The organism is uncultured Erythrobacter sp., assembly GCF_947502395.1.
Classification (GTDB): Bacteria; Pseudomonadota; Alphaproteobacteria; order Sphingomonadales; family Sphingomonadaceae; genus Erythrobacter.
The window spans coordinates 881,339-907,561 of record NZ_CANMZM010000003.1 but is presented as its reverse complement, the minus strand read 5'-3'; the positions used below and the strand labels follow the sequence as shown (position 1 = coordinate 907,561).

Sequence of the window (26,223 nt, the reverse complement as noted above, 5' to 3'; positions counted from 1 at the left end):
CCAACCTATTCAGCGGGTTCCCGCCCCGGATAGCTGGACCCTTGATCAACCTGCGGCTCTGCATCCGACCTTGCCCCATAGGTTTGTCCGGTAAACTTTCCCCACAGCGCTCGCTGAATTCTGGCGAGCCGCGATGTGACCATGCCGTTCTCTTCCATCCAATCGTAATACACGCGGTATTTGGGGTCTTCGGCCAGTAAATGCGCCTCTTCGGTGCGCGCACGCCAATAATAGATGGCGTTGACTACCAGGAGGAAGAAGCAGTTGCGGGTCATATCCGTGACGGAGCCATTGGTAACGAGAAACGGCATAACCGAACACCACCAGAACAGGTTTTTCGAAAGATACGCCGGGTGCCTTGTATAGCGATACGGCCCATTGGTGAGCACGCCGCGATAGGTGAGGTTGGAAAACCGAATGCCGAACACAACCGTTGCCCAGGCGTAAATAGCAGTCAGGAATACGAGCCACACAGCCCATATCCACATCAAGCCCGGCTGGTCCGCAAACCAATGCCCCCAGCCAGCGGTCGCGCCCTCATAACTCAGGATCTGGTTGTTGGATCCGATGATCCCCCACACGAACGGCGGGTAACACAGGAGCGCTGCGAGCCAACCACTGACGAACGGATTGCCAGAGCGGATATGCGCGTCGAGCGGACGTAAGGTAAAAAGATACCCGACCGTCCCGATCTGCACATCAACCACGAAGAGGAACGCGATCAAGAACATGCCGATCTCAAAGGGATTGCTCAGCACTGTCTGAGCATTCGCTTCGACAATGGTGGCGAAGCCGCTGGGCAGGATGGAGATCATAAAGGCGCCAAAGAAGCCTTTGATAATCCAAGCGCGCCAGTGTTTTTTGACCCCTTCCATATCGATCTCGCGGCGTTCGTCGCTGGACGAGCTGGTCGCAATCAATGCGCCGAAATGCCAAGTAGAATCCTTGGGATCGACCATAAAGCGATCAAGCCAGATGACATAGGGCACGCTCAGCACGATTAGCGGCAAGATGGTGATGCCTAAGACTTCCATCGCGAAGAGGTAAGATCCATCCCAATACCAGCGACACAAGCAATAAAGTCCGCCAAGAACCGCCCAAGTCGCCCAAAGGCCGATGATCTTGATCGCAGAGACCCCAATGGTCTTTTCAATCGGTCGCTTCAGACTCCAATCAAGCCCGGTGGACGGTCGAAGATGCACGCGGTCCACCAGCAGCGACCACAAAGCCATCGGCCCTGCGGTAAAAAGCATCGCCGTGACTGAAGCATAAGGCCCTGAAAGGACGCCATATTCACCTTCAAAGCCAGCAAACTCAGCAATCAGCGGAAAACTGCGGCAGAACAAGATCCACACCATAAGGCCAAGCAGGCCAGCAAAGCCTACTCCTGAGGACACATCGCTCTTGGGCATGCCGTCCCGGCCCACATCCTCTGATGTAGCCGCGCCGCCCGATAAAGCGTCGGTGGTGGTGGTCTTCGTCATGACCCTCTTGCCCTTAAGGCAAAAGGGTTAATTTGCTGCGCACATTTACCTTAACCTGGCGGGCGCGCTTTAGCTAAGCGCTTCAGGCTTACTGCCAGGCGTGGACCGTTCCCGAATCGTCGAGGATATAGAGCATGTTGTCAGAGACGACAGGTGCGAGGCTGACAGGTTCTCCGACATCGGCGAACAGCTGAGATGAACCTTCACCAGCGCTAACTTTCCAAACTTCCCCGCGCGAGCTTGCAACCCACAAATGGCCGCCGGCAAGCACTGGACCTGTCCAGAATATTGGGTCCTTCTTCTTCTCAACATTACGGTGGGTTTGCAGCTGGGTGATCCAGCGAACGCGGCCCGTCGAGCGCGCGATTGCCAGAAGGCGCGCATCATCAGTCAGCGTAAATATCCACTCGCCTGCAATCGCCGGTGTAGAGATCCCAGCCAGGTTAAGCTCCCAGATACGCTGACCTGTCACCAGCTCATAGGCTGCCATTCGACCGCCCTGCCCAAGCGCATAGACGCGGCCAGAGTCGATAATCGGATCAGCATCAATGTCAGTCACCGAGCTAACCTTGGTAGAGATATTGGTCCGCGCCAGCGCGTCTGCCCACAAGGTGCGACCGTTCTCATAACGATAGGCCGAAAGCTCGCCAGACGAATATCCAGCGATCACCGTGCCCTGTCCAAGAGCGGGGGCCGCCACGCCGAACACACCAGATTGCGTCGTCGAGCCTGACTCCTTCCAAAGAAGCTCTCCATCAGCTGCATTGAGAGCGATGATCTGGTTATCCTGTGTCATCACATAGACCTGACCAAAGCCAATGGTCGGCGATCCGCGCAGCGGGCCCGCGGGATGCACTTGCCAAATCCGCTCGCCTGTCTGGGCATTTAGCGCCTTCACATCGCCCGCCCCATTGGTGGCGTAGAGGATGCCATTGTCAAAGCTCACTCCGCCGCCAAAAGCTGACGGGCGCATGTCAGAGCTCATATCATTGTCTTCGAAACGCCAGATTTCTGAGCCTGTCGATTTGTCGAAAGCAAAGATTGCCCCCTCGGTGTCAACCACAAAGAGCTTGTCCGCACCTGTTACAGGTGACGCCGCTAGACGGACTGCGTTGGTTGAGCCAGCGACTGATCGCGTCCAGACCTTGGACGGGTTTTCAGCCAATGCAAGGTGGCCGTAAGACTTGCTGGCAGAACCTCCAACCTGAGCCCACTCAGTGTTCACTTGAGCTGGTGGAAGTACAACAGAAACGCCTGCAAGCGAGGGGTCGACCGCCGCGCCACTCTCAATCCGAGAGAGAATTGGTGTCCGGTCGCCGAAAGTCGGCGTCGTACGATCTTTGCCGCCACACCCCGTCAGAACCATGGCCAAAGCCCCGGCGATAATTACGCCCTTCAATCCAAGCTTACCGTTCTGCATCATTGTTCTCGTCTTTGATCCCGTTTTTTAACTCTCTCACAGCAAACCCATCTTGCGTGGACCGTAACTGCAAGAGTTTCCTCTCAAGGCTTAAGCCCCGCTTAATTCCGAACTCTTGTGCCTTGCTGCTCGAGCAACTCCTCAACATCTTCAATCGCATCAACGCCCAACAGGCCAGCCATCTGGCGGGTCCGGTTGCGGAGTGTATCGGGCATCGACTCATCCTGCGAAATCGCAGAGAAAAGCGCGCCGGCCTCTTCGCGATTGCCAGCTTCAAGGTGCGCTATCGCAACCAGTTCACCTGCGCTGCCGAAATAGGCATTGCCTGGGACTGCAAGCCCTTCAAGCTTCGAGATCACATCTTGCGGCTCGCGATCATCAAAGTTGGTCGAAACTTCGCGGATAAGGGCAAGGTCACGCAACGCTTGCGGCGCATCGGTGTCAGCGGCAACGGCGGCATACAGCTCAACCGCGCGATCACTCTCACCCTGTTCGAGTGCAGCACCGGCCTGAAGGAAACGTGAAACGGTGCGCGCACCGATTGATCCTTCGTCAACAAGCTCTGCAACTTTCTCTTCGGCACCGGCGAAATCGGTGGCCTCAACCGAATCCAGTGCACTCACGACGACTTCGGATTCAGCCTCAAGCGCAGCTTCGCTAGTTCTGTCCCACCACCAATAGCCGAACATTCCCGCGAGAATGAGCGCGACCCCTGAACCTAACGCAACGCCATACTTCTGAAAAAACTGGACGGTGTCGTCTTGCCTCACTGCTTCGTCGATTTCGCGCATGAGGATTTCATCCTCGCGCGAAGGCGCGTTTTGAGGGCCGTCTGGCTGTTCATCTTTGCTAGAATTTGTCGGAGTACGCGCCACGGGGCGAATGTTCCTCGTTACAATTGTTATGGTCTAGCGCGGCTCTTTAAGGACCGTCAGCCCTTCGCGCAATGGTAGGAGAGCGCCAATCCCAGCTGGAATACACCTTAGATGCGCAAATGAGCTTTGTAAGTTTAACACGAGGTGAAGCAGCTTGAGGCCGATCAGGCTTTCCCCATCGCACCCCAATAAAGTGAGCGGTATGCCTCAATCATGGCTTTGGCATCGAATTGGGCGCAAGCCTTTCGGCGGTTTTCCTCCCCCAGATCATGCCGCAACGCTTCATTAGCAACAAGCTCACCGATCACTCTGGCCAGATCAGCTGTATCGTGAGCTGAACATACGAAAGGCCGGTTCGCTTCGCTGACGATCTCACGCACGTCCCCCACCTCAGGCGCTGCGATCGGGAGGCCGGCTGCCATGGCTTCCACAACACTAAGCGGGAATTGCTCGCTTTTCGAAGACAGCGCGAAGATATCGAACAGGCCAATCAAGCTGGCAGGGTCTGAGTGTGCTCCGAGAAGATGAACGCGGTGGCTAACCTCTAGTTCGTCTGCAGCGATCTGAATTGCGTCTCGTTCGGGTCCATCACCAAGAATAACCAAGTGCCAGTTTTCTGGCAGCTCAGCACAGGCCTCAACTAACATCGGAAGCCGTTTCACCGGCCTAAGTCCAGCAAGCGTACCGACCCAGCGTTCGCCCTCGCGTTTAATCAATCGCAAGGAATTGGGATCAGGTTTGCGACCAAAAGCCTTGGTATCGATGCCATTGGGAATTCTTTCAATCTGTCCCATGGGACGCATCCAGACAGTGTGCGCGATTTGCTCCAGTACGCGGCTCGGTACAACCAGCTTGTGCGTGCGTCCAAGCGCGACCCGGCGTGTCCAGTTGCGGCGCTTTTTGAGTCCGTTCGCCTCATCTTCGTTAAAGCCATCCTCATGATGGACCAGCGGCGGCAGTCCCAATGCTTGCGCAAAAACAGTGTGCGCCAATACCGCATCCATCGCTCCCCAGTTGTAGGTAAGCACGAGGTCAAATGGCTTCATTGCCTGTGCGATTGCGACGAGGCGACCAGGCGTTGGCCAACCTGTTAGCGATGGGAATTCCTCCGGAAAATTTGCCTTAACGCCCTGGTCGATTAGCTCTCGCGCTGCCAGTTGATCGGGCTCGGCCGAGACCACCGTGTGCTCAATGCTGTCACCAAAGGCGTTCATTAACCCTACGGCACGCAACTCTTTTCCACCTGCTGCAAAGGTTGAGTGCGCATGAAGCACTTTGGGGACAGTGTTGGATTTTGTCATGGAGTGATCGCGTCACACTTTTGCGAACAACGCGTCAATAGCTTCGCGCGCCTCAGGTTCGTTCAGCGTTGGCGCATGACCCACTCGCGGTACCATAACGCTGGTCATAGCAGGATTGCGCTTACCCATCTCAGCGACGGTTTCTTGCGACAAGAGATCGGATAACTCGCCGCGCACCAAAACCATCGGCACATCTTTGAGCGCGTCAAAAGAAGGCCAAAGATCGGCGGGGTCCGCGTTGCCCGGCTGCCTAAATGGTTCGGCGATTGCCATGTCATAGTCATAACTTACCCGGCCGTTCTGGCTCACAGCCAGCGTCCGCTTAGCCATTTCAAGCCAGGCTTCCAGATCGTAATCAGGGAAAGCTTCGCCATGCACTGAGGCCAGAGAGCGCGCCGCGTGCATCCAAGTGGGGTAACTGCGACCTTGCCCGACATAACCACCAATGCGACTAAGCCCTGCGGTCTCAATCTTCGGGCCGATATCGTTCATCACCACTGCTTTGATCCGGCCAGGCTTGGCAGCGGCTAACATCATCGTCATGAGCCCGCCCATCGAGGTTCCCACAGCGATGAAGCTTCCAATGCCCTCTTGGTCGAGCAACTTCTCCATGTCAGCCACATACTGCGCCGGACTGTAAGTAGTGGCGTCAGTCGCATAATCGCTCTGGCCGCGCCCACGAACTTCAGGCACAATCACCCGTCGGGACTTGGCAATGTGCTCGGCCAATTCGGCAAAATCGCGTGAGTTTCGCGTAAGGCCATGCATGCACATCACAGGCGGCCCGGCATACCCCTCTGGTCCGGAATAATCGCGGAAATAGAGGGTCAGGCCGTCCTCGCTCGACCAGTGCCTGTCTTGATACAATTTGCCCATGGGAGGCGTGTTTTCTCCGTTTACTAAGCAGCGCTTGCGCCGCGCTGTATTCGTCCCCACTATCGCGCCATGAGCGACGAACCGCAAGCTGCCATCTACACGCCCGATACTGCAATTGATGCGCTAGCTGAATGGCTTGGTGCCAAAGTGCAAGCCGGCGACTTTCCGGAAACAACAGTGCGGTTTCGCAATGATAGGGCAGCCGCAAGAGTTGGGTTGGATGCGCTCAGCAACGAAGATTGGGCGAGGCATTTTGGGAGGTTCGAGCCGCTTGAAGGCAATCTACCCAGCCCGCTGGCCTTGAAGTACCATGGCCACCAATTCCGCGTTTACAATCCGGAGATCGGTGATGGTCGTGGTTTTCTTTTCGCTCAAATGCGAGGGGCCGATGGCCGCCTTATGGACCTGGGGACAAAGGGATCCGGGACGACACCATTCTCGCGAAGCGGTGATGGACGACTGACCCTCAAAGGCGGCGTGCGTGAGATTCTGGCGACCGAAATGCTCGAAGCCCTCGGCGTGAACACTTCGAAGACCTTTTCGATCATCGAGACGGGCGAAAAGCTCTGGCGCGATGATGAGCCATCGCCCACACGCTCAGCCGTGATGGTGCGGTTGTCGCATTCGCATATCAGGATTGGCACGTTTCAGCGACTGTATGCTCTAGAACACGCGGATGAGATGGAAGCCCTTGTCCAATATTGCTTGGAGCATTTTCCCGGACCTGCTCTGCCTCAGGACGCCCCTGATCGCGACAACCCGGCCGTCATCCTGATGAATAATGTGGTTGAGCGCCTCGCTGATCTTGCTGCAAGCTATATGGTCGCTGGCTTCGTCCATGGCGTTCTCAACACCGACAACATGAATATCACGGGCGAGAGTTTCGACTACGGTCCCTGGCGCTGGCTTCCTGAATGGGAACCTGGTTTCACCGCTGCCTATTTCGACCATGGCGGCTTGTACGCCTTTGGCCGTCAACCAGAGGCGCTGCATTGGAACTGTGGGCAGTTAGCGGTCGCTCTTCGCATGATCGCGGAGAGTGAGCCACTGATTGCAGCGCTACAGCGATTTGGTCCACTCTACATGGAAGCGGTCGCGCGCCGCTGGTGTTGGCGCTTGGGTATTGCTGAACGCGGTGTTGAGCAAGACAGCCAACTTGTGGGGCTTTGCGAGAAAGCCATGCGCGAAACAAAGGCACAACCTGATGCATTTTTCTTCGGTGTCCGCAAGGCTCTGAATGGCATTGGCGAAGGTGTAAGCAACTATCTCGATGGCGAAATTGGTGAAATGCTCAAAGCCTACACGCTGTTGAATAGCTCTCATGAATATTGGCAAGATGACACCCCTCAATCGATGGTGATTGAGGAAGTTGAGTCGATTTGGTCGGCGATTGATGAACGTGATGATTGGGCGCCGCTGCAAAACAAAGTTTCAGCGCTTCGGCGGACCGGAGAGGCCTATGGGTGCCCTCCCACAGCGCAAGGGCACGGTGGATAGCTTGAAAATGAAGGTAAATGTCTTTTTCATTTAGGTTGCACTGTTGCACTGTTAGCGACATGACATGAAGCGGCGAACTCACAAATCCCACGCATAAGAGCAAAAAACAAAGAAGAGCGATGGCAGATAGAGGCACAGAGCTGGTTTCCTACGCTCCCGCTACGGGTGAAGAGGTGTGGCGTGGTGAAATCGTTGATGTGGATGAAGCTGTCAGTCGCTCCCGGCGCGCGTGGCCCGCATGGGCAGCGACTGGGCAAGGGCAACGGATCGAAATCGCTCGCCGCTTTGCGAATGAAGTTCGAACCGATGCCGAAGACATCGCCACTCAGATTGCGAAAGAAACCGGCAAACCCCTCTGGGAGGCTCGCACTGAAGTCGACGCGGTAATCGCCAAAGTGGACATCTCGGTCCAAGCCTATGCTGAGCGCACCGGCCGGAAAAAGCATGATAGCGCGCTCCAAGGTACATCTGCACTACGGCACAAGCCCCATGGCGTGATGGCAGTCCTTGGCCCGTACAACTTTCCTGCCCACCTCCCTAACGGGCACATGGTTCCAGCGATCATTGCCGGCAATACCGTGCTCTTGAAGCCGTCCGAGAAAACTCCAGGTGTTGCTGCTGCACTCATGGAATGCTGGAAGCGCTGCGGTATACCCGAAGACGTTGTTCAAGTCGTCATTGGCGGACCAAACGAGGGCAAAGAACTTGTCGCGCATCAAGGTGTGGACGGCGTGCTTTTTACAGGCTCTGCACAAGCTGGCATTGCAATTAATCGCAAACTCGCGACCAATCCGGGCAAGATTGTCGCCCTCGAAATGGGTGGAAACAATCCAATAGTGGTGACCAACACACCGCTTATCTCCGATGCCTGCGCATTGATTATCCAGAGTGCCTTCACAACCACGGGCCAACGCTGCACCGCTGCACGTCGATTGATCGTGATCGAAAGCATGTACGAACCACTCATGGCAGAGCTCATACCACTTGCTCGCAAGATTGTGGTCGATGAACCCTTTGCCGATCCCCAGCCCTTTATGGGGCCGTTGATCGACAACCAGGCGGCCGAAGGCATAACCGAAAGCTTCGTCGCCTTGATGACCGGCGGTGGAAAGCCGCTTCTGCCGATGCGGCGTCTCTTCCCGGACAAGCCCTTTGTAACGCCTGGCATAATTGACACAACCGAGCTCCCGGATCGACCCGATATGGAGCTTTTTGGCCCGATCCTCCAGGTGATTAAGGTGCCCGATCTGGACGCAGGCATTGCAGAGGCAAACAACACACGCTTTGGATTGTCAGCCTCGCTTATCGGCGGATCGCCAGACGATTATGGACGCTTCTGGGCGAATACGCGTGCGGGGATCATTAACTGGAACAAGCCGACCAATGGGGCCTCATCATCGGCTCCCTTTGGCGGGATTGGGCTTTCGGGCAACCATCGCCCAGCGGCCTATTATGCGGCGGACTATTGCGCCTATCCAGTGGCGAGCAACGAAATAGATCAACCACGAGCCAGCATTGCGATTGGTTTGAAAGACTAGAGGTTTAGCCGAGCACACGGATCGCACCGTACCTTCACCTGATCCAGTGGATCACATCAATTTCCGTAAGCCCACGCGGACCGGCCCGTCCGTGAACGACCATCTTCTCATTGCGCCACTCACCGCGCAGCTGGGCCTCAGGTCCCTGAAAATGTTCAAATGAAAAGCCTTCGCGCGAAGCCTTGGTAAAGTGGTACTCCAGCGCATCCTCAACACTCACCTGAGTATGATAGCGCACCGCTCTAATCACGCATTGGCCGGTATCGACGCCGGCGGCCTGTTGCACCATGCCGTGCGGCATGATTGCGGAGGTTGCTGGCATCTGTGTCGACCACAAAAGGCCGGCATCCATGCTTTCGACACAGTCCGCGCGACCGCCCACCGCCGTGACCATATCGCCAGCGTTATTGAGTCCGGCAAGTGAAACCGAATCGCCATTATCTTGCGGAAGAGGCAAGCTCGCAACTTGTCCACCGCTCAGCAATTCCAACCTTGCAGCTTCTCGCGCTCGTGACGCAGCAATTTCGTCAGCACCAATCGGGGGCAGCGGATGGCTGTCATGAAAAGCGATCACCGCATTCGATTGATTGCGCGATGCAAGATCCGGATCGGTCATAAGTGGGTCATTAAGCGCCCTCGCCAGCACAGGATCCTTTGCCAAAGCCGCGCTCGAATATGGCTGATCAGCTTGCTCATCGCTGCATGCGGCAAGCGCAGTAAGGCCGAGCAAGGTCGCCGAACAAAGATAAGCACGCAATATCATAACCCTCATATTGCCCGCTCAATGGTTAATTTTGACTAAGGAAAATCCTCATGATGACCCCCTGATAACCAGTTTACCCTTGCAACAATGGAAACTTGTCAGCCATCGGAAGAAGTGAAAACGCCTCCATACCCCGCAAGGGAGATGAAGGCGCCTTCCACGGCTGGTGGTGCCGTGCCCGGGCCGGTGGTGGAATTGGCCCAAGGAAAAGAGAAGCGCCAACCCAGGTGGAAATGACGCCCCTTACTGTGTGTTCATCTTTAGAGCGGTGAACCTGAACAAAGCGGAAGTGCATGGTTAGCCCGCATTCATCTAAGAACGGGTTGTTCGCGGCCTCAGGGACTTGAGCGCAAGCCGCGCCGGTTGCGCCCCGTCCCCACCACGCCTAGGGCACAGGCACTCATGTCCGACACAGCTTCCAACGATCCGAAACCATCTGGTCTCCCCGCAGCTCTTAGCGCCTATATGATCTGGGGTTTCATGCCCCTCTACATCGCGTTGGTTTCAAGCGTACCACCGTTCGAATTTGTAGGCTGGCGGATAATCTGGACGCTTCCTGTGTGTCTTCTGATCGTCGCAGTGCGCCGCCAATTTAGCGAGCTTCGCCGGGCGTTTTCATCGCCCAAATCTGTACTTGCCCTGTTCGCCAGCGCCACGCTCATAGCGGTCAACTGGTTCATATACACCTGGGCGATCATGCAGAATCAGGTCTATGCGACAAGCCTTGGCTATTACCTCAACCCGCTCCTCAATGTGCTGTTGGGTACGCTCTTGCTCGGAGAGCGACTGAGTAAACTGCAGTGGCTCGCAGTGGCGATCGCTGCGCTTGCGGTTGCAATGCTGTCAGCTGGCGCACTCACCACTCTTTGGATCAGCCTGAGCCTTGCATTGAGTTTTGGCCTTTATGGCATGGTGCGCAAACAAGTGAATGTGGGCTCTTTGCCCGGCCTTACGATTGAGACAATCATCCTGGTCCCCGTCGCATCTGTAATCTTGCTCTGGTACGCGACGAGCGATCAGGGTTCAGCTTTTGGCAGCGATCTTGAGCTTAGCTCGCTGATGGTTTTCTCTGGCGTAGTGACTGCAATTCCGCTGCTGCTTTTCGCAATCGCGGCGCGGCGCATGCCATATTCGACGCTAGGCTTCATCCAATATCTTGCCCCAACAATTGTGTTCCTGCTGGGATTGTTTGTGTTTGGTCAGCAGCTGCGGACAGTGCAGCTTGCAAGCTTCCTGCTCATCTGGACGGCAATTGCGATTTTTGTTGCCGACCTGTGGTGGAGAAGTCGGCGCGTGAAAGCCACGGCAACAGCTTAGCCTACGAACTTCCAGCCAATTGATTGACCGCCATGCCAAGGCACGATGGTCGAACCTGCAAGCGCCAGTTCGTCGGGCACCTCGACCCGCATCCGTTCAAGCGTGACTTTGTGCTCATTGACAGGGAGCCCATAGAATGCCGGCCCATGAAGTGAGGCAAAGCCCTCAAACTGCTCGATCGCGTCTTCCTCATCGAAAACGGTGAGATAGCTCTCGAGCGCATAGGGCGCACCGAAAATGCCCGCACAACCGCAGGAACTTTCCTTGTCGCCGCGGAAATGGGGGGCCGAGTCGGTGCCGAGGAAAAACTTGGGATTCCCAGACGTCGCTGCTTTACGCAGCTCCAAGCGGTGCTCCTCACGCTTTGCCACCGGTAGACAGTAATTGTGCGGCTGCATGCCGCCCACAAGCATCGCATTGCGGTTGATGTGGAGATGCTGCGGCGTGATCGTCGCGCCTACATTCGGGCCGCTTTCGAGCACGAACTCGACCGCGTCGCGCGTTGTGATGTGCTCAAATACCACTTTAAGATCAGGAAAGTTCGCAACGATATCGCGCAGATAGCGCTCAATGAATTCCGCCTCTCGGTCGAATACATCGATGTCAGGAGTGGTGACTTCACCGTGGACGCAAAAAACCACACCCGCTTCCTGCATTCTCTCAAGCACAGGATAAATGCCGCGCACATTGGTGACACCGTGAGCGGAATTGGTCGTCGCATTTGCGGGATAAAGCTTTGCTGCGGTAAAAACACCTTCCTCCGCGCCGCAGACCAGATCATCAGCATCGGTATCATCGGTGAGATAACAGACCATCAGCGGCTCAAAATCCACGCCATCTGGCATTGCGGCCAGAATCCGGTCGCGATAATCTGCCGCCATTGCGGCCGTCGTGATCGGCGGCGTGAGGTTGGGCATGACAATCGCGCGGGCGAATTGGCGCGCTGTATACGGCACTACGCCGCGCATCACATCGCCGTCACGGAAATGAAGATGCCAGTCATCAGGGCGGCGGATCGTAACGCTGTCGGTCATGGCTCAGCCGCATAACCAAGGCGCGAGGGGCTTTCCAGCCCTTAAACTTAGGCTTAAGGGCCACGCCCATGACGACCATCGGTTTTCTTGCCTGCGCAACCACCATGCCCGGTGCCCAATCACGTCGCGAAGACGCTTTTGAGCACGACAATATGATCGCCGCCATTGAACCCGCATTCGCCGCGAGAGGCTGGCGATTGCGGGTAGTTGATTGGGAAGCGTCCTCGAGTGAGTTTGAGGGGTTGGACCTCGTATTGCTGGGCACCGCTTGGAATTATCAAGACAGGGCCGAAGCCTTTCTGGCTAAACTCGACGAGTTCGAAGCGATGGGCATAACAGTTTGCAACTCCAGCGAGATCGTTCGCTGGAACATCACAAAAACCTATTTGCGCGAATTGGAAGAGCGCGGCGCGAGGACCGTTCCCACTCTTTGGCGTGAAACAGTTACGACCAAAGGTGTTGCCGAAGCTCTCGATGTGTTCGAGTGCGACCGGATCGTGGTCAAGCGCCAAGTCGGCGCGGGAGCAGAAGGCCAGGAGCTGATCGCGCGCAGCAGCCTTCCGCCCAGGGACTGGAACTTTGGTGCCCCAGCAATGCTGCAACCTTTCCTCCCCGCGATCGCCGAGAAGGGCGAACTGAGTTTCCTGTTCTTCGACGGTCATCTCAGCCACTGTGTGCGTAAGCTTCCGGCGAATGGCGATTATCGCATCCAATCGCTCTATGGCGGAAGGGAACTTGCGCACGAGGCCACCAATGACGAGGCTGAACAGGCGAGCAAAATCATAACGGCGCTTCCCTTCGCCGCCCCACTCTATGCGCGCATTGATATGCTTGAAGGCGAAGGCGGCAAGTTGATGGTTATGGAAGCGGAGCTGATCGAACCCTATCTCTATCCGGAACAAGGGCCCCAGCTGGGCAAAAACCTGGCTTGGGCAATCACGCAGAGATTTGAAATATGACCCATAGCCTCCTGAAAAACCGCAGTATCATCCGATTGCACGCCGAGGAGTCGAGCGAAGATGTCCGCGACTTTCTTCAAGGGCTAATCACTAATGATGTTAGCGGTGAGCTCCCCGTTTATGCTGCGCTCTTGTCGGCGCAGGGTAAAGCAATGTTCGACTTTTTTGTTTGGTCAGAGGGGGAGGACATTCTTCTCGACTGCGAAGCAGAGACCGCAGAAAACCTCATAAAGCGCCTGTCCCTTTATCGCCTGCGTCGTAAGATCACGATTGGACTTGATGAGACGTTGGCAGTCCGTTGGTCGACCGACGGCGACAATGGTGCAGCAGCCGATCCTCGGCTCTCGGACCTCGGTTTTCGCTGGCTGTCTCAAGACACTGGGGGAGAGCTAGGCGATGAAGCATACCTTGCTCACCGCTTGTCGCACGGCGTGCCCGAAGGCCACCCAGAGCTGGGCGATATTCTGTGGCTCGAGACCAATGCGGTAGAACTATCAGGCGTCAGCTTCGAGAAGGGCTGCTACATCGGACAAGAGAACACCGCGCGCATGAACTGGCGGAAGAAAGTCAATCGGCGTCTGGTGGTAGTCCCGCTGGAACAATCGGATGAGAAGCGACGCAAAGCAGCCTACCCAGAGCTTGGCCTGGCTGTGGATCATTTGCGCGTGGCTGATTTGGATCATGCGAAGCTGCCTGCATGGCAAGCTGCAGGCATTCGTGAGTAGCGTTTAGCTGTAATGCTCAGCCATTGAGGCTTCCAGATTGGCAACGGCCCGCTTTCGAGCTGTATCGCGTGGCAGACCAAGTGATTTCGCCAAAGCTGCCCCCATTAGAGCATCCCCCAGGGCGAGCAGAACGAGGCTGAGCGTGTCCTTGTGGACATGCATCGGGTCATCATGATTTTCTGCCTCTTCGGGAGCGATCTCATCGACGAGCGCATGAATTGTCTCAATGATCGGATTGAGCGCGTCTTCATTGCCTGTGAGCAGCATCCACGAGGTAAGCGCGCCTGCACCCTCACGGTCGAACGCGTCAAAGGCGAGATCCACAACTTCGCGCGCAGAACCCAGCCCGGCACGGCTCGCGCGTACCGCTTCGATAATCGTTTCACACACGGTCCGCGCCAAATGTTCCGCCAGAGCCTTTTGCAGACCTGATGCCGAACCGAAGTGATGCAGCAGATTGGCATGTGTGCGCCCAATTCGCGATGCCACTGCCTTAAGCGTAACGGCCTGGGGACCTGCCTCAATCAAGAGCGCACGCGCTGCTTCAAGGGCAGATTTGCGTGATTCTTCAGGGCTCAGTCTTTTTCGGGTCGTCATAGGCCAAATGCCTAATGCAAATGCCCCCGGGCCTCAAGCCGCACTCACTTGGGAATGTGCAACTTGAAGCATAACAGTTTCGCGTCGCTCAACGGAGATAAGGTCAAGAGCATATTCGACGGTCATCGCCTCCTCACCTCGGCCACAGGAATGGCGCGCCACAATGCGCCCTGTCGGTGAGAAGCCGATTTTCTCCAACACCCTGCCCGAAGCTGGATTGTCGAGAAAATGCGAGGCTATCACTTGGCGATGGCCCAACACCCGTGCAACCTCGATTGCCGCGCGACCGGCTTCGGTGGCAATACCTTGCCCCCAATGGCTTCGCGCCACCCAATAGCCTAGCTCAACAGCAGTTGCGTGCTCTTCTGTTGCATCAATACCAATGCAGCCAACCACCTGCGCACTTCGTGCCAGTGTGATGAGGAATTTTGGGAACTTCGGATCGGCAGTGCGCGCCACAAAGTCTCGCGCATCCTGTGGGGAATAAGGCCACGGTGCACGAGCAAGATTGCGCACCACGTCTTCATCCGCAATGCCACCATAAACAGCTTGCCAATCCTCTGGCCAAACGGGTCTTAACAACAGTCTTTCACTGCGGTGGAACATGAGCACTCTCTCTTCATCGCCCCGCTGATCAAATACTTGACCAGTATTACAATTGCACGATGGCGAAATGAATTTCGCCAAAATGAGGGAGAATGAATAAAAAAGGAGACGGAACCCCTGTCTGCCAGGAAAGTCCCATCTCCCTAAAAGTGTGCCGATCTATCGGCTGGGACCGTCCTGGTGGACGATCCTCTTTATGAACCGTCCGCTTATTCGGCTGCTTCCGCCATAATGTCCACAGAGACATATTTGCGGGCTTGCTTGCCGGTATGGAATCGCACCACGCCATCTTCGAGCGCGAAGAGCGTGTGGTCCTTGCCAATGCCCACGTTTGAGCCCGGGTAGAACTTTGTGCCGCGCTGACGCACGATAATGTTGCCAGCGATCACTTGCTCGCTGCCGAACTTTTTCACCCCAAGGCGGCGACCGACTGAGTCGCGACCGTTGCGTGATGAACCGCCTGCTTTTTTATGTGCCATGGGTCCTTACGTCCTTACTTCTTGTCAGCCTTAGGCGCGGCTTTCTTGGCCGGTGCCTTCTTGGCGGGAGCTTTATTAGCAGCGGGCTTCTTGTCCGCAGCTTCGGCCTTTGGAGCCGCTTTCTTAGCAGGAGCCTTTTTCGCAGGTGCCTTCTTGGCTGGGGCTGCCTTGGCTTCCGTCTCAGCCTTAGGCGCAGCTTCTGTCTTAGGAGCCGCTTTCTTGGCTGGAGCTTTCTTGCCAGCGCCCACGTCGGTGATGCGCAAAAGCGTCATCTGCTGACGGTGACCGGCCTTGCGGCGGTAGTTATGACGGCGACGCTTCTTGAAAACGACAACCTTTTCGCTCTTGGCTTGAGCGATGATCTCAGCCGAAACCGTGACCTTGCTTGCATCAGCGACGGTGTCGCCTTCGCCAGCGAGCAGAACGTCGCCTAAGGTGATGGTGTCGCCAGCTTCTCCGGCGAGCTTCTCAACGGCAATTTTGTCTCCGGCGGCAACTCGATACTGCTTGCCGCCAGTGCGCACTATCGCGAACATGGCTTAATACTCTCGTTTCTCTTAGCTGTCCGATCGGGTGTGAGACATTCACGCCCACCGAACGACCCAAACAAATGTCTGGGGAACGCAGCCCACAAAGCCGCGCTCGAAGGATGCGTGCCGTTAAGGGAATGGGGCGTTTGAGTCAACGTTCGTTTTAGACGAATTTCCAGAGGCAGACGGTTGCGCTTCTTATTTGCGCGAGCGTGACTGCATGATATGACGGCTTCGGATCATGAAGATAACCCGACATTTTACCCTTGCAAGTGCGCTTTGCGCTTTGACATTAAGCGGATGCGCGTCAGCGGATGGGCGATACCCTTCGCTTGATATTCGGCCTGCAGAACGAGCTTTGGGGACACTGCATCCAACCAAACCCGAAATCTTGCCGACACCGCCTGCCACCGATCTTGCCTCAATCCAGTCCGCCCTTGACCGCGCGCTGTCTGCAAATGCGTCCTTTATTGCGCAAGAGACCGACGCGCTTGACCTTGCAAATGCTGCCAGTGGGGATGGTCCGGAAAGCGACAGACGCGCTCGAGCGCTTATTGCGATGGCCGGGCTCACATCATTGCGTGGTAAGACCGCGTTGGCTCTCGCGGACCTCGATCTCCTTGAGGTTCAAGCAGCAACCGGGTTTTCCGAAACAAATGCCATCCGTTCGGCGCAAAGCTCTATCAAACAGTTGATCACAACGCAGGATGCAACCCTCGATTCGGTTGCGGAGGCACTGAAACCGTGAACCAAACGTGCGCAACATGTCCGGTAAGAGACAGCGCAGCCTGTGCGGTCTTGAGCGAAAACGAGCGCGATGCGCTTGCGGCTGCAGGCAGCACAAGGACGCTCAAACGCGGCGAGATGTTGTTCGCAGCTGGCGACGATGAAGCAGCCTGCGCGACCCTTGTCACCGGCGCTCTCAAGGTCACGGCCTTCGATACCGATGGGAACGAGCATATCCTTTCCCTGGTCCACCCTTCGGGTTTTGTCGGCGAACTTTTCAGCCCTTTCGCGCATAACGATGTGGTGGCCTTGACTGAAAGCAAGCTTTGTACCTTCGTGCGTCAGGACATTGAGCGGGCGATCGATGATTACCCTGCGCTTGCACGTGCACTTCTGCGCCGCTCGCAAGAGGATTTGTTAGCCACGCGCAGCCTGCTGGAATTGACTGCACATGCAAGCGCAGAGGCCCGCCTTGCCGCGCTCCTCCATGACTTTGCGGCAGCCGCAAGCAACACCTCTTGCCATATCGCTAACAGCTTTGAGCTGCCACTCGCTCGAGGTGAGATCGCAAATATGCTAGGCCTCACAATTGAAACGGTAAGCCGCAAATTGGGCGAGCTTGAAGATATGGGAGCGATAACCCGCGAAGGAAAGCGCGGGATCGGCGTGACCGACCCCGCGCTATTGAAAGAGATATCAGGACGTTAGGATCCCTCGACTACGCGTCTGTTGAGCGACGATTCCCCAATTCATCGCAACAATCTCTTTCCTAAGAAACAAGCACGGCAATCGTTGCTGCGGCAATCCCCCAAAGTACCAGCAGAACCGGCAAGATGAGCACCTGAACCGCTGCATCACGTGGGTGCAAAGTGCCACTGTTGGTCGCGATGCCTTGGGTTCGAAACTCGCCCAAAGTCAGCGCCTTGCTGTCATTGCCTTTAAGCCGAGTGAACAGCGAGGGCACGCCAAAGCCTGCAACGATAAAGACCACAAAGATCGCCATTGGGATGATCAGAACCGGGTTCATAAATGTGAGCCCGGTGATCACGAGGAATACTAGGTAACCCGCGATTGTCCCGAAATAGAGTTCTTTGGGAAGACCAAAGCTGCGATCCACTTTGGGTGTGCTGTTTGCAACCGGAGCAGCGACGATGCGTGCCTTGCCTTGCTCGAGTTCGGTATGGATATGTTTGCTCACGGCTTGTCTCCTCTGTTGCAAGGAGAATTAGCGCAGCGTCCTAGGAACTACCTTGATCCAGATCAAACTGCCGGTTCTTTTTGCTCCAACGGGCAAGGTCTGCATAGTCCCCCGCATGTGGCTCGATCCATCGCCACCCTTCCTCGCGCTTTTCTCGCTTCCAGAACCACGCGGCTGACTTGAGATGGTCCATGCAGAAATCGACCGCATCAATCGCCCCGCGCCGGTGAAGGGCAGCGGCGGAGACAAGCACGATGGGCTCTCCCACACGCATTTCGCCAACACGGTGAACAATCAGGAGTCCCATAAGATCGAAGCGTTCAATGGCTTTGTCAGCAAGCTCTTCCATGCTGCGCAGTGTAAGCGGCTCGTAGTGCGACAGTTCGAGCGCCTCAACGCCAGTGTCCTGGCCTTCGCCGCCTCGTACTTCGCCAACGAAAGTGCACACGCCGCCGAGCCCAGGGTGTGCCTGCGTGAATGGGCCCACCAGAGCACCTGGAATGAACATTTCAGTAAGAAGCCGCACGTCTTTCATAGTGCTGCGTCAACCCCCACTAACGGGCGGGAGCAGCGCAACCTCATCACCGTCTTTGGCTTGGAGGGCACTCTTGTCCGCGAGTACGCGGCCAGCACAGGCGATGTTGACCCGTTCTTCGGAGAGTTGGGCTGCAACCTCATCACCCACGGTAGCGAGCAGCCCAGCCCAGTCGAGCGGTGCTTCGACCTCTTGACTCTCGGCCCCGGCCATATCGCGCAAAGGGCCCAGAAAGACGATTTTGACTGCCATGGTTCTATCCTCCCGTCATCGACATATGGCGCGGCAGATGCGGCGCGAGGCCGCGTTCGTCCATGCGGAAATTATGCCGCTCGGGCTTGATGAGCATCGTTTTGTCGAGCGCCGCTGCAAGCTCCAACTGCGGGTCATCGCCGCGCAAAGCCGCGCGCAAATCCACCCGCTCACCTCCGCCAAGACAAGGGTACAGCTGTCCCGTCGCGGTCACTCGCAAGCGGTTGCAGCCATCGCAGAAATTGTTCGTATGCGGGGTGATCAAACCGAGCCGCCCACCGGTGTCTGCCACATCGACATAACGCGCGGGCCCTCCGGTCTGCTCAGTAGTGTTCCTAAGCGTCCAGCGCTGTTCTAACCGCGCGCGAACCGCGCTCAAAGGCAGATACTGGTCGAGACGATCCTCCTCGACATCGCCAAGCGGCATGACTTCGATAAGGGTCACATCGCACCCGCGCCCGTGTGCCCAAGCTATTAGGTCGGGTAGCTCATGCTCGTTCACGCCTTTCAGCGCGACAGCATTGAGTTTTACTCGGAGCCCCGCTTCCTGCGCTGCTGCGATCCCGTCGAGCACTTGAGGCAAAGCGTCACGCCGGGTGAGCTCGGCAAACCGTGTCCGATCCAGCGTATCAAGCGAGATATTAACCCGCCGAACACCCGCCTTGAACAGCGCGTCTGCATGAACCGCCAGCTGGGTCGCATTGGTGGTTAAAGTGAGTTCCTCGAGGCCCCGGCCCAGCCTTTCACCAAGAGCCTCGAACAAGCCGATAATGTCGCGTCGCACTAAGGGTTCGCCCCCAGTGATGCGAATTTTTGTGACCCCTCGTTCGATAAAGCCCGTCGCCAAGTTAAAAAGCTCTTCAAGCGACAAAACTTCACGCTTGGGCAAAAAGGTCATGCGCTCGGGCATGCAATAGGTGCAGCGCAGGTCGCATCGGTCGGTAACCGAGAGACGCAAGTACGTGATCGCACGGCCAAAAGTGTCGATCAGCGGCACAGGGGCGCTTTCGCCTGCTGTGTTCAATACATCGCGTGTGCGGGTGCTCACCTCACTCATGCGATTGAAGATAGTGTCCTGTGACGCCCATTGCACCCGCCAAATACTCGATCAGCGCCTCTTTCTGCTGCTCATCCCCTGCGCCGATCACGTTCACCCGCGATGGAGCGCAGTCACGCGCTAGATCGCGGGCCAGCCCACGGCGCCAATCGGTGTGATCATACTCAGCAGGAGGAAGGACAATTACGAGATCGCGCTCACCCATCACGGCTTGGGCGGCTTCCAGGTGATTGACGTAGAACTCCGCGCTCGCCTCGAGCGCACTCTTGGGAAGATCAGCGACGTGGTAAAGGGCCTGAGCCATCGGCAGCTACGCGGGCCGCTCACGGTGCAATGTGATGCCTATCTTCTCGCCCGCTTCAGCGATGGCGAGCTTAACGATTTTCACCGTCACCGCTTGCACGCGTTTGTCCTGCACGAAAAGCGTTTCGCAAATGTGATCACCGACCGCCTCGATCAGCTTGAAATGCACACCCGTCGGCAAGCCCTCCGACATGGCGAATTTCAAGTCCATATAGTTCTTGCTCGCATCCAATGGCGTGTCGGGATCATACCGATCCGCGACATCATATCGCGCCTGTACGGTGATGCGCAGCGGCTGGGGTTTGCCGGTTTCTTCGGAGTAGATGCCAGTGAGGACATCCACTTCCAGGTCAGCAACTTCGAGAGTGAGCGAATCGTTCTGTGTCATCGTTTGTCGCCTTTAGCCCGGATTGCTCCAGCGTGCGAAAATGGCTGTTGGGAGGAGCCGCCCCCCCTCGCCCTCTTCGCGCACGGCCAGATCGCCATGCTCGATTCTTCCCGGAAGGTGCGCGAGCGCCTCCTCAAGCAAACCGGCAATCGAAAGACTGCTCATGCGCACTGCGTAGACTGTGAGGAAGAGAAAGGCGCTTTTGCCATCGAGCAGTTTCGCGCAGTCGTTGATGAGGCCCGGAAGTCCCTCTTCAATACGCCAGGTTTCGTTCTTGGGCCCGCGTCCGAATTTGGGTGGATCGAGGATGATGCCATCATAGCGGCGTTCGCGACGGACTTCACGCGCGGTAAATTTGGCCGCATCATCAACCAGCCAACGGATCGGGCGGTCCTCCGTCCCGGATAGCTCTGCGTTCTTGCGAGCTTGGGCAACCGACTTCTTGGACGCATCGACATGGGTGACGCGGCCATGGTCTGACAATGCGAGCGTTCCAAGGCCAGTATAGCCAAACATATTGAGCGTCTCTGCATCATTACAAGCGTCTAATTGTCCCCGCATCCAATCCCATACGGGCGCCATATCGGGGAAAAATTGCAGGTGGCGAAACGGTGTCGGCTGCGCGGTGAAGCGCACATCTTTCCACGCCAATTCCCAACCATCTGGAACTTCAGGAGAGATGTTCCAGCGTCCTCCGCCGTCCTCGTCTGAGCCCGGCACAAATTCGCCCGCTGCATCCCAGTCCGCAAGACGCGGCTGCCACATCGCTTGAGGTTCTGGACGGATGAAGGCGTGCGGGCCAAACGCCTCATATTTGCGCCCACCCCCGCTATCAAGCAGCCGGTATGCTTCCCATCCGGTGCATTCCATCACCAGCGGTTGCTGGATCAGCATTGCCATCAGTTGGCAGACGCGCTTGCGTTGGCAAGGACGAAATCGCGGCTTGCTGCATAGTCGCCGGGGATTTCAACCATCGCCTCTTCGCGGCCGAAAAGATCGCCCACACGTGCAGGCAATGCCGGACGAACACCGATTGCACGTTCGACAGCATCGGGGAATTTCGCGGGGTGAGCCGTAGCGAGCGTTACGATGGGAGTTTTGCCGGCAACCTTTGCTTGCTGTGCTGCGTGAAGGCCGACGCCTGTGTGTGGGTCGATGACTTGCGCGCAACTGCGATATGCCCATTGGAGAGCGCGCGCCGTCTCTTCCTGATCGGCTCGGCCGCTGGTGAAGAGCGTCGAGGCCCCTCCGCGTTGACTGTTGGTAAGCTGCATCGCATTGGATTTCTCAAAGCTTCGCATTTGCTCCGCCATAGCAGCGCCGTCACGCCCGCCCACATCGAAAAGGAGGCGTTCGAAGTTAGAGCTAACCTGAATGTCCATAGACGGAGTAATCGTGGGCATCGTGGTGCCAACCGAATAATCGCCATCTTTCAAAGCGCGGTGGAGGATGTCGTTCACATTGGTCGCAACAATCAACTGCTCAATCGGCAGGCCCATCTTGCTCGCGACATAGCCTGCAAAGATATCGCCGAAATTGCCAGTTGGCACGCTGTAGGCAGCGGCCCGGTCTGGCGCACCCAATTGGAGCCCAGCGTAGAAGTAGTACACAACTTGCGCCATCAAACGCGCCCAGTTGATCGAATTGACCGCGCCAAGATTGAGCGTTTTGGTGACACTCTCATCAGCGAACATCGCCTTCACATGCGCCTGCGCATCGTCAAAGCTGCCCGCAATCGCCAAATTGTGCACATTGGGCGCGCGCACGGTCGTCATCTGGCGGCGCTGCACGTCGGAGACTTTGCCGCTGGGGTGGAGCATGAATATCTCCACCCGCTCAAGGCCGGCGACCGCGCGAATGGCGGCAGAGCCCGTGTCTCCGCTTGTAGCGCCGAATATGGTGAGATGCTCACCGCGGCGTTCAAGGAATGTTTCAAACAATCGGCCCAGCATTTGCAGAGCCACATCTTTGAACGCGAGCGTGGGTCCATGGAATAGCTCAAGCAGCCAGTGTTTCTCATTTAGCTGCACCAAAGGCGTGACTGCCGCATGGCCAAAGTCGCCATAGACATGCTCGCAAAGAGCACCCAGCTCGTCTTCACTGAGCGATCCCGCCACAAAAGGTGCCATAATGCGCGCGGCCAGCTCTGGGTATGGGAGCTCTCGCATCGCACGAATATCGTCTTCGCTAAAGCGTGGCCACTCGGCAGGCAGATAAAGCCCCCCATCGGACGCCAGCCCCGCAAGCGTTGCGCCTTCAAAGTTGAGCGTCGGTGCGCTGCCTCTGGTTGAGATATATTGCATAATTGGAAGAGCGGTTAGCGAGGTGTGCGAGCGCGGGCAATGGTCACGAGGCAGTTTCCGCATCTTGGCTCTGCTCAAGCGCCAACTTGAGGTTTGATAAATTGGAAGCGGCACGCGCGGCGTGTGGGCCTATCCAGCGCTCATGGATCGCCTGGATCGGCATTGCATCGAGATAGTTGAACCGCTCACGCCCCTTTCGAACCGCAACAACGAGCCTTGCTTTCTCTAACACGCGTAGATGTTGCATCACAGTTGTCCGGTCGAGCTCTGGAAAGCACTGGACCAATTGTCCCGTAGTCAGCGGGCGCACCTTGAGTTCGTCGCAGATTGAGCGACGAACTGAGTGGGAAAGCGCCTTGAATACCTGATTGAGCTCGTCCTGATTTGACATGTTATATTTTTATAACATAATGGAGTGCGACTCAAGGGAGAAGCGTGGTGGAGATCAATTTCAGAGTTGCCGGTAGGATCGCCAAGCCAGTCGAAGATGTGTTTCAAACCGTTGCGGACCCGGCAAGACTTTCAAACTTCTTCACCACCGGAGGGGCTAAGGGGCGGCTCGAAACCGGTGCAACGGTGCTGTGGAGCTTTGCAGAGCATCCCGGCGAGTTTCCCGTCAAAGTGATCGAGGTCGTCGACAACGAGAAAATCGTCTTCTCATGGCAGGGCTATGAAGGAGTGGACGGTAAGATCGGCACCGAGATGAAGAATGCAGACTACGACACAACCGTGACGATGCTGTTCAAGCCGACCGATGATGGACGAACTTTGGTGGAGATCATCGAAGAAGGTTGGCCGCAAACGCCGGGCGCTCTTCGTGGTTCTTACAACAATTGCGAGGGCTGGACGATCATGCTGCTAGCGATGAAATCATGGCTCGAGCACGGCTTCGATATCGCCAAAGACCTCTACAGCTAATCCCGCTTTGCAAGCTTTGTTCGGATAGCGAGGAAATAGATCACCAAAGCCGTGATGGCGAAGAAGAACCACTGGCCAGCATAGGCAAGATGGTTATTTGGCAGGTCATTGGGGTCGGGTTTGGCCAGGGGTTGGAGATCTGCGAGCGGTTCACTTGCGAAGACTTGTACGCCATCGCCTGATCGAGCGAGTAATCCTTCAACATTCCCACCTTTCCAGTGGGGACGGGCGGGCGCGCTCGACCAACCAATAGTAGCGAAGGCACGAACGCCGATTTCTTCGCCGGTAAAAAAGTCATTCTCGATGCTCTCGCAAACGAACTTGTGAACATATCCGGTTTGCCCTCGATTGTTGCGACCTGCGACCGCTGACCATTGCCCAGGATTTGGGCAAGGCATCTCAACCCTGCGGAAAAGCATGTCGTCGAACCGCGTCTCGTGGAATTTCCGTGATGATAGAGGGTCGTCGTCATCAGAGAATGGGCGAAAGTCTTGGAGCGTAGGCTTCTCCAGATTGGCATCGTACAATGCCATCAAAGCCGCCTTCTCGTCGGCGCGCCCCAATTGCCAGAACCCCAGCCACACCATTACGCCAGCGGCCGCCACCACAAGGATCGTCGGAATTACGAGGAATTGGCGGATCATTCGGATGTGTCCTTGGCATTCTGATATGCCGCGTAGAGCAGCACGGTCTTAAACAGGCGAAGGCCGTAGATCACGGCGCCAACCGTCACAGGGGCCCAAAAGGCAGCCTGCAACCACAGGGGCGGACGAAACGCGTTCTCAACGCCAACAGCGATCACGATAAGCACAATAGCGATCACCACGGTGAACAGCCCGCTCACCCGTCCACCGCGCTCATGCTTGGTGAAATCAAGCCCGCATTGGGAGCATTTCATCGCCACGCGCGCAGGCGCTTCGAACAAGGTCGGCTCGCCGCATTGGGGGCATAAACCCAAAAGGGCAGCCCGGAGGATACCAGACTGCCCTTTGGTTTTGTCAGGACTCTCGTCCGAATGCATCAGTGGTAAACAGCGCCCCAACCGCCCCAGATATAGACGGCGATGAAGAGGAACAGCCACACCACGTCGACAAAGTGCCAATACCATGCAGCGGCTTCAAAGCCGAAGTGCTGACGCGGAGTGAAGTGGCCGATGTAAGCGCGGTAAAGGCATACAGCGAGGAAGATAGTTCCGATCAACACGTGGAAGCCGTGGAAGCCTGTCGCCATGTAGAAGGCGCTGGAATAGGTGTTGCCGCCAAAGGTGAAAGGAGCAATGCCGTACTCGTAAGCTTGGATGCCGCTGAACAGAACACCAAGCGCGATGGTCGCCCACAGACCCTGCTTAAGACCTTCACGATCACCGTGGATCAGCGCGTGATGGGCCCAAGTGACAGTAGTGCCTGAGCAAAGCAGAATCAGGGTGTTGAGAAGTGGAAGACTGAATGGGTCGAGGACTTCCATACCCTGCGGAATGAACGTGCCTTTCGGCGTCTCGGTGCCGCCCACAAGGACATTGAGTGCCTCGGTGCTACCCGCCGCTGCATCATAGGCGAGCGGGTCAGGGAAGAGAGCAAAGTCAAAGAAGCTCCAGAACCATCCGACAAAGAACATCACCTCTGAGGCGATGAAGAGGATCATGCCGTAACGCATGTGCAGTTGAACCACTGGAGTGTGGTCGCCCTGTTGCGCCTCTATCGTGACATTGCGGAACCACATGAAGAAAGTTGCAATAAGGCCAGCAAGACCGGCCCAGATGACGATTTTGGAAGCCGCCCCAAATAGGTCAGGGTAGAAGCTCAACACCATGCCGCTGGTGAAAGTCAGCGCCGAAAATGAGCCGACAAGCGGCCAGATATCGGGCTCCAGAATGTGATAGTCGTGGTTTACATTGCCAGCCATGGTTCGAGTTCCCGTCCCTTAGGATGCGTCAGATGATGGTTTCGAGCGGTCCAGACCTGAGACTACAGGCTCCTTCGCGCGGTGAAAAGTGTAGGAGAGCGTAATTTGCTCAATGTCGGCGATCGTGTCGTCTTCGAGGATCGCCGGATCGATGTAATAGAGCACGGGCATGGTCACTTCCTGGCCCGGCTGCAAAGTCTGTTCGGTAAAGCAGAAACACTGGATCTTGTTGAAATATGCGCCTGCTTGCCACGGCTCGACGTTGAATGTCGCTGTGCCCGTGATCGGCTTACCTGTATCATTGCGCGCCACATAGGTCGCGATGTCGCGTTGACCGATCCGCACCTTGTCAGTGCTTTGTGTAGGCTCAAACGCCCAAGGCATATCGCGCGCTAAGCTTGCGTCAAAACGGATAGAGATATCGCGCGTTGCCCCTACAGATGCGGCCGCATTCGCCTCAGCCTGTGTCGCAACCTGAGTTGTGCCACCAAACCCAGTGACGCGGCAAAACAGATCGTAAAGCGGAACCGCGGCGTACCCAAGACCAAGCATGGCGAGCGCTCCCAGGATGGCAATCATGCCGGTCTGAGCGTTCTTGCGCGCTGTTTCTTGATCAAAGGCCGTTGTCGCACTCACCGTA

General features: G+C 56.5%; 32 protein-coding genes. 8 read left to right on the top strand and 24 right to left on the bottom strand.

Features of this window, described 5'->3' with window-relative positions; genetic code table 11:
• Positions 1–5: 5 nt before the first annotated feature.
• The 5 genes from Q0778_RS15630 to Q0778_RS15610 form a co-directional block, all read right to left on the bottom strand.
• Positions 6–1,412 (bottom strand): DUF1295 domain-containing protein, encoded by a 1,407-nt coding sequence (locus tag Q0778_RS15630; protein ID WP_298303371.1) that lies wholly within the window; start codon positions 1,410–1,412, stop codon positions 6–8.
• A 160-nt stretch (positions 1,413–1,572) separates the two neighbouring features.
• The gene (locus Q0778_RS15625; RefSeq protein WP_298337414.1) at positions 1,573–2,907 is read right to left on the bottom strand and encodes a PQQ-binding-like beta-propeller repeat protein; all 1,335 of its coding nucleotides are present in this window, start codon (positions 2,905–2,907) and stop codon (positions 1,573–1,575) included.
• A gap of 98 nt (positions 2,908–3,005) precedes the next feature.
• Complete coding sequence (locus Q0778_RS15620; protein ID WP_298337411.1) at positions 3,006–3,779, bottom strand: tetratricopeptide repeat protein; 774 nt, start codon at positions 3,777–3,779, stop codon at positions 3,006–3,008.
• Between the two features lie 164 nt (positions 3,780–3,943).
• Positions 3,944–5,080 (bottom strand): glycosyltransferase, encoded by a 1,137-nt coding sequence (locus Q0778_RS15615; RefSeq protein ID WP_298337408.1) that lies wholly within the window; start codon positions 5,078–5,080, stop codon positions 3,944–3,946.
• Between the two features lie 12 nt (positions 5,081–5,092).
• Complete coding sequence (locus Q0778_RS15610; protein WP_298337405.1) at positions 5,093–5,956, bottom strand: alpha/beta hydrolase; 864 nt, start codon at positions 5,954–5,956, stop codon at positions 5,093–5,095.
• Positions 5,957–6,025: 69 nt separating this feature from the next.
• On the opposite strand from Q0778_RS15610, the gene Q0778_RS15605 reads away from it, so the two are divergent.
• Both Q0778_RS15605 and astD read left to right on the top strand, forming a co-directional pair.
• Complete coding sequence (locus Q0778_RS15605) at positions 6,026–7,453, top strand: protein adenylyltransferase SelO family protein (protein ID WP_298337402.1); 1,428 nt, start codon at positions 6,026–6,028, stop codon at positions 7,451–7,453.
• Positions 7,454–7,572: 119 nt separating this feature from the next.
• Positions 7,573–8,991 (top strand): succinylglutamate-semialdehyde dehydrogenase, encoded by a 1,419-nt coding sequence (astD, locus tag Q0778_RS15600; protein WP_298302348.1) that lies wholly within the window; start codon positions 7,573–7,575, stop codon positions 8,989–8,991.
• Positions 8,992–9,025: 34 nt separating this feature from the next.
• Here astD and Q0778_RS15595 read toward each other — a convergent pair whose 3' ends face one another.
• Positions 9,026–9,748 (bottom strand): hypothetical protein, encoded by a 723-nt coding sequence (locus tag Q0778_RS15595; protein WP_298302343.1) that lies wholly within the window; start codon positions 9,746–9,748, stop codon positions 9,026–9,028.
• A 408-nt stretch (positions 9,749–10,156) separates the two neighbouring features.
• On the opposite strand from Q0778_RS15595, the gene rarD reads away from it, so the two are divergent.
• Complete coding sequence (rarD, locus tag Q0778_RS15590) at positions 10,157–11,071, top strand: EamA family transporter RarD (protein WP_298337399.1); 915 nt, start codon at positions 10,157–10,159, stop codon at positions 11,069–11,071.
• Here rarD and pyrC read toward each other — a convergent pair.
• Positions 11,068–12,105 carry a dihydroorotase gene (pyrC, locus tag Q0778_RS15585; protein ID WP_298337396.1) on the bottom strand — a complete coding sequence of 346 codons (1,038 nt, stop codon included), beginning with the start codon at positions 12,103–12,105 and terminating at the stop codon, positions 11,068–11,070. The genes rarD and pyrC overlap by 4 nt on opposite strands.
• A 68-nt stretch (positions 12,106–12,173) precedes the next feature.
• On the opposite strand from pyrC, the gene Q0778_RS15580 reads away from it, so the two are divergent.
• Positions 12,174–13,064: a hypothetical protein gene (locus Q0778_RS15580; protein WP_298337394.1), complete on the top strand. Its 891-nt coding sequence runs from the start codon at positions 12,174–12,176 to the stop codon at positions 13,062–13,064.
• Positions 13,061–13,789, top strand: coding sequence for a folate-binding protein (locus Q0778_RS15575; RefSeq protein ID WP_298337391.1), 729 nt, complete (start codon positions 13,061–13,063; stop codon positions 13,787–13,789). Before Q0778_RS15580 ends, Q0778_RS15575 begins: the two co-directional genes overlap by 4 nt.
• A 3-nt stretch (positions 13,790–13,792) precedes the next feature.
• Here the strand turns inward: Q0778_RS15575 and Q0778_RS15570 are convergent, their stop codons facing one another.
• The 4 genes from Q0778_RS15570 to rplU form a co-directional block, all read right to left on the bottom strand.
• Complete coding sequence (locus Q0778_RS15570; RefSeq protein WP_298337388.1) at positions 13,793–14,386, bottom strand: helix-turn-helix domain-containing protein; 594 nt, start codon at positions 14,384–14,386, stop codon at positions 13,793–13,795.
• 33 nt (positions 14,387–14,419) lie between these two features.
• Positions 14,420–14,992 carry a GNAT family N-acetyltransferase gene (locus Q0778_RS15565; protein ID WP_298337384.1) on the bottom strand — a complete coding sequence of 191 codons (573 nt, stop codon included), beginning with the start codon at positions 14,990–14,992 and terminating at the stop codon, positions 14,420–14,422.
• Positions 14,993–15,201: 209 nt separating this feature from the next.
• A complete protein-coding gene (rpmA, locus tag Q0778_RS15560; protein ID WP_298302320.1) occupies positions 15,202–15,471 on the bottom strand; it encodes a 50S ribosomal protein L27 in 270 nt (89 codons plus the stop codon).
• A 14-nt stretch (positions 15,472–15,485) separates the two neighbouring features.
• The gene (rplU, locus tag Q0778_RS15555) at positions 15,486–16,007 is read right to left on the bottom strand and encodes a 50S ribosomal protein L21 (RefSeq protein WP_298302316.1); all 522 of its coding nucleotides are present in this window, start codon (positions 16,005–16,007) and stop codon (positions 15,486–15,488) included.
• A 235-nt stretch (positions 16,008–16,242) separates the two neighbouring features.
• On the opposite strand from rplU, the gene Q0778_RS15550 reads away from it, so the two are divergent.
• Both Q0778_RS15550 and Q0778_RS15545 read left to right on the top strand, forming a co-directional pair.
• The gene (locus Q0778_RS15550; RefSeq protein ID WP_298337381.1) at positions 16,243–16,749 is read left to right on the top strand and encodes a hypothetical protein; all 507 of its coding nucleotides are present in this window, start codon (positions 16,243–16,245) and stop codon (positions 16,747–16,749) included.
• 50 nt (positions 16,750–16,799) lie between these two features.
• The gene (locus Q0778_RS15545) at positions 16,800–17,435 is read left to right on the top strand and encodes a Crp/Fnr family transcriptional regulator (RefSeq protein ID WP_298337378.1); all 636 of its coding nucleotides are present in this window, start codon (positions 16,800–16,802) and stop codon (positions 17,433–17,435) included.
• Between the two features lie 61 nt (positions 17,436–17,496).
• Here the strand turns inward: Q0778_RS15545 and Q0778_RS15540 are convergent, their stop codons facing one another.
• From Q0778_RS15540 to Q0778_RS15500, 9 genes are read right to left on the bottom strand one after another with little or no spacing between them, the layout of a single operon-like run.
• Positions 17,497–17,925, bottom strand: coding sequence for a hypothetical protein (locus tag Q0778_RS15540; RefSeq protein ID WP_298337374.1), 429 nt, complete (start codon positions 17,923–17,925; stop codon positions 17,497–17,499).
• 40 nt (positions 17,926–17,965) lie between these two features.
• Complete coding sequence (locus Q0778_RS15535) at positions 17,966–18,460, bottom strand: molybdenum cofactor biosynthesis protein MoaE (protein WP_298337371.1); 495 nt, start codon at positions 18,458–18,460, stop codon at positions 17,966–17,968.
• Between the two features lie 9 nt (positions 18,461–18,469).
• Complete coding sequence (locus tag Q0778_RS15530; protein WP_298337369.1) at positions 18,470–18,712, bottom strand: MoaD/ThiS family protein; 243 nt, start codon at positions 18,710–18,712, stop codon at positions 18,470–18,472.
• A gap of 4 nt (positions 18,713–18,716) precedes the next feature.
• Entirely contained in the window at positions 18,717–19,769 is a 1,053-nt protein-coding gene (gene moaA / locus Q0778_RS15525; RefSeq protein WP_298337366.1) for a GTP 3',8-cyclase MoaA, read from the bottom strand.
• On the bottom strand, positions 19,762–20,073 hold the full coding sequence (locus Q0778_RS15520) for a Rossmann fold domain-containing protein (RefSeq protein WP_298302297.1): 312 nt from the start codon (positions 20,071–20,073) through the stop codon (positions 19,762–19,764). The genes moaA and Q0778_RS15520 overlap by 8 nt, the downstream gene beginning before the upstream one ends.
• 6 nt (positions 20,074–20,079) lie before the next feature.
• The gene (locus Q0778_RS15515) at positions 20,080–20,460 is read right to left on the bottom strand and encodes a dihydroneopterin aldolase (protein WP_298302294.1); all 381 of its coding nucleotides are present in this window, start codon (positions 20,458–20,460) and stop codon (positions 20,080–20,082) included.
• Between the two features lie 12 nt (positions 20,461–20,472).
• On the bottom strand, positions 20,473–21,360 hold the full coding sequence (locus Q0778_RS15510; protein ID WP_298337363.1) for a class I SAM-dependent methyltransferase: 888 nt from the start codon (positions 21,358–21,360) through the stop codon (positions 20,473–20,475).
• Complete coding sequence (gene thrC, locus Q0778_RS15505) at positions 21,360–22,763, bottom strand: threonine synthase (protein WP_298303369.1); 1,404 nt, start codon at positions 22,761–22,763, stop codon at positions 21,360–21,362. Before thrC ends, Q0778_RS15510 begins: the two co-directional genes overlap by 1 nt.
• Positions 22,764–22,806: 43 nt before the next feature.
• A complete protein-coding gene (locus Q0778_RS15500) occupies positions 22,807–23,154 on the bottom strand; it encodes a helix-turn-helix domain-containing protein (RefSeq protein WP_298302288.1) in 348 nt (115 codons plus the stop codon).
• A gap of 47 nt (positions 23,155–23,201) precedes the next feature.
• Here Q0778_RS15500 and Q0778_RS15495 point away from each other — a divergent pair, with 47 nt between their 5' ends.
• Complete coding sequence (locus tag Q0778_RS15495) at positions 23,202–23,681, top strand: SRPBCC domain-containing protein (protein ID WP_298337360.1); 480 nt, start codon at positions 23,202–23,204, stop codon at positions 23,679–23,681.
• Here the strand turns inward: Q0778_RS15495 and Q0778_RS15490 are convergent.
• The 4 genes from Q0778_RS15490 to Q0778_RS15475 are packed head-to-tail and all read right to left on the bottom strand — an operon-like array spanning position 23,678 to position 26,219.
• A complete protein-coding gene (locus Q0778_RS15490; RefSeq protein ID WP_298337357.1) occupies positions 23,678–24,325 on the bottom strand; it encodes an SURF1 family cytochrome oxidase biogenesis protein in 648 nt (215 codons plus the stop codon). The two genes, Q0778_RS15495 and Q0778_RS15490, sit on opposite strands and share 4 nt — an antisense overlap.
• The gene (locus tag Q0778_RS15485) at positions 24,322–24,702 is read right to left on the bottom strand and encodes a DUF983 domain-containing protein (RefSeq protein ID WP_298337354.1); all 381 of its coding nucleotides are present in this window, start codon (positions 24,700–24,702) and stop codon (positions 24,322–24,324) included. The genes Q0778_RS15490 and Q0778_RS15485 overlap by 4 nt, the downstream gene beginning before the upstream one ends.
• A complete protein-coding gene (locus Q0778_RS15480) occupies positions 24,702–25,583 on the bottom strand; it encodes a cytochrome c oxidase subunit 3 (protein ID WP_298337351.1) in 882 nt (293 codons plus the stop codon). The genes Q0778_RS15485 and Q0778_RS15480 overlap by 1 nt, the downstream gene beginning before the upstream one ends.
• 18 nt (positions 25,584–25,601) lie before the next feature.
• Positions 25,602–26,219 (bottom strand): cytochrome c oxidase assembly protein, encoded by a 618-nt coding sequence (locus Q0778_RS15475; RefSeq protein WP_298337346.1) that lies wholly within the window; start codon positions 26,217–26,219, stop codon positions 25,602–25,604.
• Between the last annotated feature and the right edge of the window lie 4 nt (positions 26,220–26,223).